This window comes from Streptomyces zingiberis (genome assembly GCF_012034935.1).
Lineage (GTDB): Bacteria > Actinomycetota > Actinomycetes > Streptomycetales > Streptomycetaceae > Streptomyces > Streptomyces zingiberis.
In genome coordinates, this window is sequence record NZ_JAATEN010000026.1 from 62243 (window position 1) to 74493 (window position 12251).

Annotated in this window: 10 protein-coding genes and 2 tRNA genes; 5 read left to right on the plus strand and 7 right to left on the minus strand. The window is 74.1% G+C overall.

Annotated features, from left to right (window positions below; all coding sequences use genetic code 11):
- Window positions 1-163: 163 nt before the first annotated feature.
- The 7 genes from purF to purS all read right to left on the minus strand — a co-directional run bounded on the left by purF (window position 164) and on the right by purS (window position 8910).
- Window positions 164-1723, minus strand: coding sequence for an amidophosphoribosyltransferase (gene purF, locus HCK00_RS24360; protein WP_168104184.1), 1560 nt, complete (start codon window positions 1721-1723; stop codon window positions 164-166).
- Window positions 1724-1895: 172 nt separating this feature from the next.
- A complete protein-coding gene (locus tag HCK00_RS24365) occupies window positions 1896-2750 on the minus strand; it encodes a sterol carrier family protein (protein ID WP_168104185.1) in 855 nt (284 codons plus the stop codon).
- A 193-nt stretch (window positions 2751-2943) separates the two neighbouring features.
- Window positions 2944-3891, minus strand: a complete 948-nt coding sequence (locus tag HCK00_RS24370; RefSeq protein WP_168104186.1) for a M23 family metallopeptidase — start codon at window positions 3889-3891, stop codon at window positions 2944-2946.
- A gap of 236 nt (window positions 3892-4127) precedes the next feature.
- On the minus strand, window positions 4128-5135 hold the full coding sequence (locus HCK00_RS24375) for a lysylphosphatidylglycerol synthase transmembrane domain-containing protein (RefSeq protein ID WP_311765467.1): 1008 nt from the start codon (window positions 5133-5135) through the stop codon (window positions 4128-4130).
- A 546-nt stretch (window positions 5136-5681) separates the two neighbouring features.
- Window positions 5682-7931 carry a phosphoribosylformylglycinamidine synthase subunit PurL gene (purL, locus tag HCK00_RS24380; RefSeq protein ID WP_168104187.1) on the minus strand — a complete coding sequence of 750 codons (2250 nt, stop codon included), beginning with the start codon at window positions 7929-7931 and terminating at the stop codon, window positions 5682-5684.
- Window positions 7928-8623, minus strand: coding sequence for a phosphoribosylformylglycinamidine synthase subunit PurQ (gene purQ / locus HCK00_RS24385; protein WP_168104188.1), 696 nt, complete (start codon window positions 8621-8623; stop codon window positions 7928-7930). The genes purL and purQ overlap by 4 nt, the downstream gene beginning before the upstream one ends.
- Window positions 8620-8910 carry a phosphoribosylformylglycinamidine synthase subunit PurS gene (gene purS / locus HCK00_RS24390; RefSeq protein ID WP_168104189.1) on the minus strand — a complete coding sequence of 97 codons (291 nt, stop codon included), beginning with the start codon at window positions 8908-8910 and terminating at the stop codon, window positions 8620-8622. Before purS ends, purQ begins: the two co-directional genes overlap by 4 nt.
- A gap of 400 nt (window positions 8911-9310) precedes the next feature.
- Between purS and HCK00_RS24395 the strand changes: the two genes are divergently transcribed.
- From HCK00_RS24395 to HCK00_RS24415, 5 genes are all read left to right on the plus strand, one after another.
- Entirely contained in the window at window positions 9311-9628 is a 318-nt protein-coding gene (locus tag HCK00_RS24395; protein WP_168104190.1) for a histone-like nucleoid-structuring protein Lsr2, read from the plus strand.
- 87 nt (window positions 9629-9715) lie between these two features.
- Window positions 9716-9787, plus strand: a tRNA-Gly gene (locus HCK00_RS24400).
- Between the two features lie 79 nt (window positions 9788-9866).
- Window positions 9867-9939, plus strand: a tRNA-Gly gene (locus HCK00_RS24405).
- Between the two features lie 214 nt (window positions 9940-10153).
- On the plus strand, window positions 10154-11281 hold the full coding sequence (locus HCK00_RS24410; protein WP_168104191.1) for an ABC transporter ATP-binding protein: 1128 nt from the start codon (window positions 10154-10156) through the stop codon (window positions 11279-11281).
- Between the two features lie 14 nt (window positions 11282-11295).
- Window positions 11296-12216: an ABC transporter permease gene (locus HCK00_RS24415; protein ID WP_240966114.1), complete on the plus strand. Its 921-nt coding sequence runs from the start codon at window positions 11296-11298 to the stop codon at window positions 12214-12216.
- The last annotated feature ends 35 nt before the right edge of the window (window positions 12217-12251 follow it).

Sequence of the window (12251 nt, forward strand, 5' to 3'; positions counted from 1 at the left end):
GCTTCAGCGGCTTCGGGAAGTGGTGGAACTGCGGGTCTGCCGGTTGTGCGGGACCTGCGGGGTCCCCGGGTGCCGGAACGTGACGGGACGTCCGCGGCCGGCGCCGCCCCGAGGTCCCGCCGGCGGGCCGCCGCCCGCCCCGGAGGGAGGGCGGCGCGGCCCCCTACGGGCGGCGCAGGGCGTCGGCGCCGCCGACCCCGGCCGTGGGCGTGGCCAGGCCGTCCGCGTCGGTGCGGCTCGGCTCGGCGGCCTCCGCCTCCAGCAGGTGCTTGCCCAGCAGCTCCGGGTCGGGCAGGTCGATCGGGTACTCGCCGTCGAAGCAGGCCCGGCAGAGCTCCTGCTTGGGGATCGTCGTCGCCTCGACCATCGCGTCGATCGAGATGTAGGCGAGCGAGTCGGCGCCCAGGGACTTGCCGATCTCCTCCACCGACAGCCCGTTGGCGATCAGCTCCGCGCGGGTGGCGAAGTCGATGCCGAAGAAGCAGGGCCACTTGATGGGCGGCGAGGAGATCCGGACGTGGATCTCGGCGGCGCCGGCCTCGCGGAGCATCCGGATCAGGGCCCGCTGGGTGTTGCCGCGGACGATCGAGTCGTCCACGACGACCAGCCGCTTGCCCCGGATGACCTCCTTGAGCGGGTTGAGCTTGAGCCGGATGCCGAGCTGGCGGATGGTCTGGCTCGGCTGGATGAACGTCCGGCCGACGTAGGAGTTCTTGACCAGCCCGGAGCCGTACGGGATCCCGCTGGCCTCGGCGTAACCCACCGCCGCCGGGGTGCCGGACTCCGGGGTGGGTATCACCAGGTCGGCCTCGGCCGGCGCCTCGGCGGCCAGCCTGCGGCCCATCTCGACCCGGGAGAGGTAGACGTTGCGGCCCGCGATGTCGGTGTCGGGGCGGGCCAGGTAGACGTACTCGAAGACGCAGCCCCGGGGCCGCTTCTCCGCGAACCGGGAGGAGCGCAGGCCGTTCTCGTCGACGGCGATCAGCTCGCCGGGCTCCACCTCGCGGATGAAGCTCGCGCCGCAGATGTCGAGGGCGGCGGTCTCGCTCGCCACCACCCAGCCGCGCTCCAGCCGGCCGAGGACGAGCGGGCGGATGCCCTGCGGGTCACGGGCGGCGTAGAGCGTGTGCTCGTCCATGAAGACCAGGGAGAACGCGCCCTGCACCGCGGGCAGCACCAGCGGCGCGGCCTGCTCGACGGTGAGCGGCTTGCCGTCCTGGTCCACCTGGCCGGCCAGCAGTGCCGTGACGAGGTCGGTGTCGTTGGTCGCGGCCACCTGCGTGGCGCGGCCGTTCTCCCGCGGCAGCGCCGCGACCATGTCGGCCAGCTCGGCACTGTTGACGAGGTTGCCGTTGTGGCCGAGCGCGATGGACCCGTGCGCGGTGGCACGGAACGTGGGCTGCGCGTTCTCCCACACCGAGGCACCGGTGGTGGAGTAGCGGGCATGGCCCACGGCGATGTGGCCCCTGAGGGAGCCGAGAGAGGTCTCGTCGAAGACCTGGGAGACCAGGCCCATGTCCTTGAAGACGAGGATCTGGGAGCCGTTGCTCACCGCGATGCCCGCGGACTCCTGTCCACGGTGCTGCAGCGCGTACAGCCCGAAATAGGTGAGTTTGGCGACCTCTTCCCCCGGGGCCCAGACACCGAAGACGCCGCAGGCGTCCTGGGGGCCCTTCTCACCGGGGAGGAGATCGTGGCTGAGTCGTCCGTCACCACGTGGCACGCCTTCGAGTCTAGGGCAGGTCGCGGAGTCCTTTCGAACCGGGGATTCCGGGAGGGCGCCCGGCGGGGGCGCCGCGGGCCGGTTTTCCCCGGTGGGGCGGGGTGCGGCCGGGGGCTGACCGGGCGGGATGGGACGGCGGAGAGGGCCCGGCCGGTGGAGGGGCCGGGCGCTGTCAGGCGAGGACGGGGAGCAGCCCGGAGAGGTCGGCCCGGTCGCCGCTCGCGGTGAGCTCGCCCGCGTCCAGCGCCTCGGCCCACGGCCTGCGCCCGGTGGCCAGCCGGATCCAGGTGAGCGGGTCCGTCTCCACGACGTTCGGCGGGGTGCCCCGGGTGTGCCGGGGGCCCTCGACGCACTGCACCACCGCGAACGGCGGGACGCGCAGTTCCACCGCGCCGCCGGGGGCCCGGACGGCGAGGGCGTCCGCGGTCAGCCGGACGACCGTGGCCAGCGCCTGCCGGTCGTGGGAGACGGCGGTGCCGGTGGCGGAGGTCAGGTCGTCGGCGTGGACCACGGCCTCCAGCACCCGGGTGACCACGAAGTCGTCCACGGTCATCGCGCCGAGGACGGTCCACAGCGGCTGCCGGCCGTCCGTCCGGGCGACGGCCGCGGCGAGCCGGTCCACGGCGGCGTCCAGCCGCGCCAGCACCTCGTCCGGGCCGCCGGAGCCCGGCAGCTCCGCCGCGTCCCGCACCGCGTCCTCCGCGACGCGCTCCGCGAACTCGCCGGCCCGGGTCCGCATCGCGGTCACGAACTCCTGGAGGTCGAGCTCGGCCCGGGGCGGGGCCTCGACGGCCAGCAGCCGGGGCAGGGCGTCGAAGGTGCGCGTGAGATGCATCACCAGATCGCGCACCGACCAGCCGGCCAGGCCGGAGGGAGCACCGAGCAGTTCCGGGGCGTCGGGCGCGGCGCAGAGCACCCGTACCGCCTCCCGTACGGCGCGGATCTCGGCGTCCAGCGCGGCCCGGGTCCGCGCGGGGTCGTAGGAACGGGTGCGGGGACGGCGGGGCTGCGGGGCTCGCGGAGTCATGCGGCTGAGCGTATGACCTCTCCCGCGAGGGCCTGGACGGTTGCCGTGGGTTGCCGTGAGTCGCTACGGGCCGCTGCGGGTCGCCGTGGATGGTGCGGTCCCGGGGCGTGACACCGGCTGCCGCGTGGACGCTGGGGCCGCGCGGTGGGCGGTGGCCCGCGGTGGGCGGTGGCCCGGAACGGGGCGGAGCGCGTCACCCGGCCGGTCCGGGCCGGCCGGTCCCCGTCCCGTCGCCGCCGGGCGCCGTGAAGACCTCACCGGCCGCCGGGACACCGACACCCCGCCAGTGGAAGGGGATGCCGCGCGCCACCGCGGGATCGGGCCGGTCCATCAGCTGGAAGTGCAGATGCGGCTCGGTGGAGTTGCCCGTGTTGCCCACCTCGGCCAGCACCTGTCCCGGAGCCACCCGCTGACCCTCCCGCACGGCCGCCGAGCCGCGTCGGAGGTGGGCGTAGAGGGCGTACACCCCCTGGCCGAGGTCGAGGATCACGTGGTTGCCGAGCAGCCGGCCCGGGCCCGCGACGTCCCGCACCATCGCCTCGGCGAAGAAGACGGGCAGCGCCGGCCAGGAGTTGCGGCTGCCGTGGTCCCGCCGTCCGTCGCGGACCCGCAGGACCTCGGCCTCCGCCACGGCCAGCACGGGCGCTCCGAACGCCGGGAACGCCGCGTTGCCGCGGACCGGCGGCCACCAGCCGAACGCGGGACGGGCAGCGCCCCCGGAGCCGTCCTCCTCCCGGAGGACGTCGATCGCGTACGCCTGTCCGCATGAGCGGACGCCGTGGCTCGGCACCTTGTCGGCCGGGCTGTTGAGCGCGGACCACCGGCCGGTGACCGGCGGCTCCACCTCCACCGCTTCCGGTGTCTCCGGGACCCCCGCCGCCCGCTCGGACCGGGGCAGCCGCCGGGACCGGCCGGGCAGCAGTTCGACGGTCACCGCGGCTCCGATCACGCCCCAGACCACGGCGGCGGGCAGACGGACCGTCAGGTCGACGGCGATGACCAGGACCACCAGCCCGGAGAGGACCGGGCGCAGCCGTTTCAGCCGGTCGATCGGTGGTGTCGCGGCTGCCGGCTTCCTCGCCTTCGCAGCCTTCGCCGTCTTCGCAGCCTTCGCCGGCTTGACCGGCTTCGTGTCCGTCATGTCCGCTCCCCCGTGCCGTGTGTGGTCTCCGGTCGCGCCGGGCGTGTCCGCCCGTCCACGTCGTTCCCCGTGTTCCCTGTCCCGGTACCGTTCCCGCGTGCCGCCAGTATCGCCGCGGCGATACCGGGTTCCGTACCCGCCGGCTGTGACAGGTGGCCCGCCCGGTGGGCACGGGCCGCCGGTCACCCGGGGCGTGGGTCCCCGCCCACACCTCGTCCGGGACGCCCCTCGCCGCGTCAGGCCCTCTTCCTCACGTCACCGCCCCCGGTCTCCCCCGTGGCGCGTTCGCGGACGGTGACGCCGATCCAGCAGGCCCAGCCGACCGGTTGCAGCGCCCAGTAGCTGATCGCCCGGTACAGCAGCGTCCCGGCGATCGCCGGACCCGCGGCCACGCCGTAGAGCACGAGCAGCGCGGAGAGACTGGTCTCGACGACGCCCAGACTGCCGGGCGTCAGCCGCAGACTGCCGGGGATCTGGGTCAGCGCGTAGGCGAGCAGCAGCCCGTGCCACGGCACCCCGATCCCCAGGGCCCACAGGGACGCCGTCAGGCAGGCGGCGTCCAGGACCCAGTTGCCGAGCGCGAATCCGGCCGGCCACAGCCACGGCCGCAACCCCGGCCGACGCTCCCGGGCCTCCCGCACCACATGCCCCAGCCCCCGCTGGGCCCGGCGCACGGCCTCCCAGCGGACGCCCAGCGCGGACCAGACCCGCCGCACGGCCGCGCGGACGCGGGCGAAGCCGGTCAGCGCGGCGAGCACCAGCCCGGCCGTCAGCAGCGCCACCATGACCCAGACGGCGGGGCCCAGTACGGCGGAACGGCCGGCCGGGCCCACGGTGAACATCCCGAGCACGAGCAGCAGAGCCAGCCCGGCCGCCGACAGCACCCCGGAGGTGACCAGCACCGCGGCGGCCGGCGCCGGTTCCACCCCGCGCCGGGTGAGCTGGCGGTAGATCCAGGCGGTGGCGACGGCCCCGCCGCCGGGCAGCGCACCGGCCACGGCGTTGCCGGCCAGCACGAGCGCGGTCGTCCGGCCCGGGCCCCAGCGCACCCCGCCCGCGCCCAGCAGCCAGCGCAGTACGGCGGCGAGGCTGAGCATCGCCAGCGCCTCGCACACCACGGCCACCGCGAGCTGCGGCAGCCGCACCCGGGAGATGAGCCGCAGGGCCTGCGCGATCTCCTGGCGCTGCCACACGGCGGCGACGGCCGCGGCCGCCACCAGCAGCACCGCACCCAGCCACCACACCCGCCCCGGCCACCGGGCCGGGCCGCCGGGGCCCCACCCCTCGCCGCCGGTACCACCGCCACCGGCAGTGCCACCGCTACCGGTGCCGCCGCCCGTACCGGTGCCGCCTCCCGTGCCGCCACCAGTGCCGTGGCCGGCGTCGTCACCCCTGCCGCCGCGGGTTCCGCGGCCGGTGCCGTCGACCCTGCCGCCGCCGGTGCCGTCGCCCGGACCGGAGCCGGGCGCTCCGGCCGCCGGGCCGTCACCCCCGGCGGACGGCACGGCGCGCGGGGCGGGAGGGGACGGGACCGGGGTCCGGGCCCGGATCCGGGCCGGGGGCGGAGAGCGCGCGGAGGACGGCGGCGGGGGCGCGAACGGTGGCCATGGCGCTCCTCCCGGCCGGGTTCCCCGGCGGTCCGCACGGTGCTTCCCCGCCATCATCGGCGCGCCCGGCGCGCGGGCGGGCACGCCACGCGCGGTCCCCCGCGACAGGCCCCCGGACGCCACGCGGCCCCGCCCACCGACGTGGACGGGGCCGCGCGGATCCACCGGCGCCGGGGCGCCGGCTCAGGCCAGCAGCGCCGGGATGGTCGCCTCGTACGCCTCACGCACCTCGGCCAGGGGGAGCGAGAACTGCCCCTGTACCTCGACCGCGTCCCCGTCGACCACACCGATCCTGGTGGCGGGCAGGCCCCGCGCCCCGCACATGTCGGTGAAGCGGAGCTCCTCGCTGCGCGGCACCGCGACGACCGCGCGCCCGGCGGACTCGGAGAAGAGGAGGACGAACGGGTCCAGGCCGTCCGGCACCACCAGCCGGACGCCGTTGCCGCCCTTCAGGCAGGACTCCGTCACCGCCTGGACCAGGCCGCCGTCGGAGAGGTCGTGCGCCGCGTCGATCATGCCGTCGCGGGAACCGGAGATCAGGATGTCGGCGAGCAGCTTCTCCCGGTCCAGGTCCACCGCGGGCGGCAGGCCGCCCAGATGGCCGTGGACCACCTGGGACCAGGCGGAGCCGCCCAGTTCCTCGCGGGTCTCCCCGAGGAGGTAGACGAGCTGCCCCGGCTCGGCGAAGGCCATCGGCGTGCGGCGGGCGACGTCGTCGATGACGCCGAGGACGCCGACCACCGGGGTGGGGTGCACGGCCGTCTCCCCGGTCTGGTTGTAGAGGGAGACGTTGCCGCCGGTGACCGGGGTGCCCAGCTCCCGGCAGCCGTCGGCCAGGCCGCGGCACGCCTCCGCGAACTGCCACATGACGCCCGGGTCCTCCGGGGAGCCGAAGTTGAGGCAGTCGGTGACGGCGAGCGGCCGGGCGCCGGTGGCGGCGACGTTCCGGTAGGACTCGGCGAGCGCGAGCTGCGCGCCGGTGTACGGGTCCAGCTTGGCGTAACGCCCGTTGCCGTCGGTGGCGACGGCGACGCCGAGGCCGGTCTCCTCGTCGATCCGGACCATGCCGGAGTCCTCGGGCTGGGCGAGGACCGTGTTGCCCTGCACGAAGCGGTCGTACTGGTCGGTGATCCACGCCTTGGACGCCTGGTTGGGCGAGGCGACCAGCTTCAGCACCTGTTCCCGCAGCTCCTCGCCGCCGGCCGGGCGCGGCAGCCGCGCCGCGTCGTCGGCCTGGAGGGCGTCCTGCCACTCCGGGCGGGCGTACGGCCGCTGGTAGACGGGGCCCTCATGGGCGACGGTACGCGGCGGCACGTCGACGATCTGCTCGCCGTGCCAGGTGATCTCCAGCCGGTCGCCCTCGGTGACCTCGCCGATCACGGTGGCGAGGACGTCCCACTTCTCGCAGATCTCCAGGAACCGGGCGACCTTCGCCGGCTCCACGACCGCGCACATCCGCTCCTGCGACTCGCTCATCAGGATCTCCTCCGGCGAGAGGGAGGAGTCGCGCAGCGGCACCCGGTCGAGTTCGACGCGCATCCCGCCGGAGCCGGCGGAGGCCAGCTCCGAGGTGGCGCAGGAGAGGCCCGCGCCGCCGAGGTCCTGGATGCCGGTGACGAGGCCCTCGGCGAAGAGCTCCAGGGTGCACTCGATGAGCAGCTTCTCCTGGAACGGGTCGCCGACCTGCACGGCGGGGCGCTTGGCGGGCCCGGTGGAGTCGAAGGTCTCGGAGGCGAGCACCGAGACGCCGCCGATGCCGTCCCCGCCGGTGCGGGCGCCGTAGAGGATGACCTGGTTGCCGGTGCCGGAGGCCTTGGCCAGATGGATGTCCTCGTGCTTCATCACACCGACGCAGAGGGCGTTGACCAGCGGGTTGCCCTGGTAGCAGGGGTCGAAGACGACCTCGCCGCCGATATTGGGCAGGCCCAGGCAGTTGCCGTAGCCGCCGATGCCGGCGACCACGCCGGGGAGCACCCGCTTGGTGTCCGGGTGGTCGGCGGCGCCGAACCGCAGCGGGTCCATGACGGCGACCGGCCGGGCGCCCATCGCGAGGATGTCGCGGACGATGCCGCCGACGCCGGTGGCCGCGCCCTGGTAGGGCTCGATGTACGAGGGGTGGTTGTGCGACTCGACCTTGAAGGTCACCGCGTAGCCCTGGCCGACGTCCACGACGCCGGCGTTCTCACCGATGCCGACCAGCAGCGCGGTGTTCTCGGGGGCCTTCTCGCCGAACTGCTTCAGATGCACCTTGCTCGACTTGTACGAGCAGTGCTCCGACCACATCACGGAGTACATCGCCAGCTCGGCGCCCGTCGGGCGGCGGCCGAGGATCTCCCGGATGCGCCCGTACTCGTCCTCCTTGAGGCCGAGTTCCGCCCAGGGCAGGGGCGTGTCCGGGGTCCCGGCGGCGTGCTTGGTGGTGTCGAGGCTCATGCGCTGACCTTCCCCACGGTGCTCAGCGTCCGCAGGACGGAGGTGAAGAACCCCAGGCCGTCGGTGCCGGCGGTACCGATCAGCGGTTCGACGGCGTGCTCGGGGTGGGGCATGAGGCCGACGACGTTGCCGGCCTCGTTGGTGATGCCGGCGATGTCGCGGAGCGAGCCGTTGGGGTTGCCGTCCAGGTAGCGGAAGACCACCCGGCCCTCCGCCTCCAGCTCGTCGAGGGTGCGCTCGTCGGCGACGTAGCGGCCGTCCATGTTCTTCAGCGGGATGTGGATCTCCTGGCCGGCGGTGAAGTCACCGGTCCAGGCGGTGGCCGCGGTCTCGACGCGCAGCTTCTGCTCCCGGCAGACGAAATGCAGATGGTCGTTGCGGACCATGGCGCCCGGCAGCAGGTGCGACTCGGTCAGCACCTGGAAGCCGTTGCAGATGCCCAGCACCGGCAGACCGTCCCGGGCCGCCTCCACCAGGCTCTCCATGACCGGGGAGAAACGGGAGATGGCCCCGGCGCGGAGATAGTCGCCGTAGGAGAAGCCGCCGGGCAGCACGGTGGCGTCGACGCCCTGGAGATCCCGGTCCCGGTGCCACAGGGCGACGGGCTCCGCGCCGGCCAGCCGGATCGCGCGGTGGGTGTCGCGGTCGTCGAGACTCCCCGGGAAAGTGATGACCCCGATACGCGCGGTCACGAAACGGCCCGCACGGTTTCCGCGGGGGACCCGGCTGCCCCGGTTTCCTCGACGCGGACGGTGAAGTCCTCGATGACGGTGTTGGCGAGAAACGTCTCGGCCAGCTCGTGGATCCGGGCGAGCGCGGCGTCGTCGGCCGGCCCGTCCAGTTCGAGTTCGAAGCGCTTTCCCTGGCGGACGTCGGAGATTCCCCCGAAGCCGAGACGCGGCAGCGCGCGCTGCACCGCCTGGCCCTGCGGGTCGAGGATCTCGGGCTTGAGCATGACGTCGACTACGACGCGTGCCACTGGCACTCCCGGTGGTGTGGTGGTGCGGCTGTGTCCTTCCGGAGGCACGCCATCGGGCCACAGTCACCGGGGAACGGCCCCCGGAGCCCCGAAGCATCGCGGGGAGCTCACGACTCCCCGGAACCCCCGGACAGGTACGTCCAGCCTACCCGGCCCGAAAGTCTACGCGAGTAGATATGAGCGGGCGGTCACATTGGGGTATCGGCTGCCACATCTGTTGTGGAAAATCGCCCGGAGAAAACGTACGGTCTGGATTGCCCGGTGACGCACGACGGAATTCACCGGTGGGCAACCAGCAATGCCCGCGGCTGTACAAAAGAATTATCCCTGTCCCCGATCACTCCGGCGTCCGCCGTCACCGCATGTCACGCGGGGACGCCGTCAGAAAGGACCGATATCCGTGGCTCAGCGCGTAGTGGTCACACTCTCCGACGACATCGAAGGCGGGGAAGCGGCGGAAACGGTCACCTTCGGGCTCGACGGCAGGTCGTACGAGATCGACCTCAATCCTTCGAATGCGGAGAAGCTGCGCGGCGCTCTGGCGCCGTACGTGGAGGCCGGCCGGAAGCGCTCCCGCTCCGGCCGCACCTACCGCCGCACGGCGGTCGCCCCGGACCCGGCCACCGTGCGCGCCTGGGCGCGCTCGCACGGCATGGAGGTCCCCCCGCGCGGCCGCATCCCCAAGAAGGTCTACGAGGCGTTCGAGGCCGCGAGCTGAACCGACTTGCGCGGCACCCCCGTTGATCGGCTAGAGTCTGGAGCACGCCGAGGGGCGAGGCCGCAGGGCCGAACCCCAAGGGGTCACGCGGGTGTAGCTCAGTAGTAGAGCGCCCTCTTTCCAAGAGGGAGGCGCAGTGTGCAATCCCTGTCACCCGCTCTCGTTGCTCGACCGGACCAGTCGAATGGATCAGGTAGAGTAGTGGTCGCGCCGGGAGGTGAAAGCCCCCCGGAGGCATGCGGACGTGGCTCAGTTGGTAGAGCATCACCTTGCCAAGGTGAGGGTCGCGAGTTCGAATCTCGTCGTCCGCTCAGGGGAAGGCCCCGGTCATCACGGCCGGGGCCTTCGTCGTGTTCCGGTGATTTCGCCGATCCCTTCCGCCGCGGACTCCTCGCCTCAGGACTCTCGCCGGCTTCTCCCGGCCCGCCCGGCTCCTCACCGCCCGGGGCCCGGGATGACAAGTGTCATCCCGGCTGATGACGGCTCGCACTGCCGAACCCGGCGGCCGGATTCGAGACTTGCCGTATGGAATCCGACGAACGAGTGATTGACGTCACAGATCTGCGGCGGCGCTACGGCTCCGCCGGGAAGGGCGGCTTCGACGCCGTCCGGGGGCTCTCCTTCTCCGTGGCCCGGGGTGAGGTCTTCGCGCTGCTGGGCACGAACGGGGCCGGCAAGACCTCCACCGTGGAGGTGCTGGAGGGACTGGCGCCGCCCACCGGGGGACGCGTGCGGGTGCTGGGCCACGATCCGTACCGGGAGCGGGCGGCCGTCCGTCCCCGCATCGGGGTGATGCTCCAGGAGGGCGGCTTCCCCTCCGACCTGACCGTGGCGGAGACCGCCCGGATGTGGGCCGGATGCGCGAGCGCCGCCCGGCCGGCCGGTGAGGTGCTGGAGGCGACGGGGCTCGCGGGACGCACCAAGGTGCGCGTCAAGCAGCTCTCCGGGGGAGAGCGGCGCCGGCTGGACCTGGCCATGGCCCTGATCGGCCGCCCCGAGGTGCTGTTCCTGGACGAGCCCACCACCGGGCTCGACGCCGAGGGGCGGCGGGAGACCTGGCGGCTGGTCGGGGAGCTGCGCGACAGCGGCACCACCGTGCTGCTCACCACGCACTACCTGGAGGAGGCGGAGGCCTTGGCGGACCGGCTCGCCATCATGCACCGGGGGCGGATCGCCACCGCCGGCACCCCGGCGGGGGTCACCGCCTCGCGCCCGTCCCGGATCCGCTTCCACCTGCCGAACGGCGTGGTCCCGGGGGAACTGCCGCTGTCGCTCCGCGCGGCCGTCGACGAGGACCTGCGGGTGGAGATCCGGACCGAGCGCCTCCAGGAGTCCCTGGGCACCCTGCTCCGCTGGGCGGAGGAGCAGGACCTGACCCTCGGTGGTCTGGACGCCCGCTCGGCCTCGCTGGAGGAGGCGTTCCTGGCCATCGCCGGCTCGGTGACGGACGGCGCTGACGGCGGGGACGGCGGGGACGGCGGGGACGGCAGCGACACCACTGACGGTGCTGACGAGGGAGCCGGCGGGGACGTCCGGCACCACGAGGAGCCCGCCGGGGGCGGGAACAGCCGCCCGGCGGCCGCTTCCGCGGGGCGTCGGCCGGCGGCGGCCACGGGGGAGCGGCCGGCGGCGGACGCGGGGGCTCGGCGATGACGAAGGGGACCGGCATGACGGGAACGAGCACGACGGCGACGGCGGCCCCGGAGGGGACGCGGACGGCGGAGCAGGGACGGCAGGACGGCCGGCCCGATCGGCACGGCCGGCCGGGGCAGCCGGGAGGGAAGGCGCAGACAGCTCCGGCGGGGAAGCAGCAGCGGCCGGCCTGGCGGGCGCGGGCGGCGCGGCTGGGCGCGCTCGGCCGGGCCGAGTTCATCCTGTTGCAGCGGAACCGGACGTCGCTCTTCATGGCGCTGCTGATGCCGCTCGGCATGGTCGGGGTGATCCGTTCCTCGGCCCCCGACAACGACCTGTCCGGGACCGGGCTGAACCCCGGCTCGCTCGCCCTGAGCGGCGGCATCGGCGCCGTGCTCCTCTTCGTCGTCTACAGCAATCTGGTCGCCGCGTATGTCGCGCGCCGGGAGGAGCTGGTGCTCAAGCGGCTGCGGACCGGCGAGCCGGCGGATCTGGAGATCCTGGCCGGGACGGCGTTGCCGGTCGCGGTGCTGGCGTTCGCCCAGTCCGCGCTCCTGGTCGCCGCGGGCACGCTGCTGCTGGACCTCACCGCCCCCGAGCGGCCGGTGCTGCTGCTGGCCGGGCTGGTGGGGGGTGTGCTGGTGGCGGTCCTGCTGGCCACCGCGACGTCCGCCTTCACCCGCACCGTGGAGAGCGCGCAGGTGACGGCGTTGCCGCTGCTGCTGCTCTCCTTCGTGGGCTCCGGGATGGTGATCCCGGTGGATCTGATGCCGGACCGGGTCGCGAACGTGTTCGCCGTGCTGCCGTTCAGCCCCGTCATGGACCTGGTGCGGACCGGCTGGCTGGGCGGGGGCGACGGCGGGGAGACCGTGCGCTCGCTGCTGCTGGTGGTGGCCTGGACGGCGGTGGGGGTCGTCGCCACCCGCCGGTGGTTCCGCTGGGAACCGCGGCGCTGAGCGGTGCCGCCACCGGCCCGGTGGCGGCACCGCCA

Excerpts from the sequence above, each read along its gene's own strand:
- HCK00_RS24365 (WP_168104185.1), bottom strand. The coding sequence starts at position 2,750 with ATGACTCCGCGAGCCCCGCAGCCCCGCCGTCCCCGCACCCGTTCCTAC.
- HCK00_RS24370 (WP_168104186.1), bottom strand. The coding sequence starts at position 3,891 with ATGACGGACACGAAGCCGGTCAAGCCGGCGAAGGCTGCGAAGACGGCG.
- purL (WP_168104187.1), bottom strand. The coding sequence starts at position 7,931 with ATGAGCCTCGACACCACCAAGCACGCCGCCGGGACCCCGGACACGCCC.
- HCK00_RS24410 (WP_168104191.1), top strand. The coding sequence starts at position 10,154 with ATGGAATCCGACGAACGAGTGATTGACGTCACAGATCTGCGGCGGCGC.
- HCK00_RS24415 (WP_240966114.1), top strand. The coding sequence starts at position 11,296 with ATGACGGGAACGAGCACGACGGCGACGGCGGCCCCGGAGGGGACGCGG.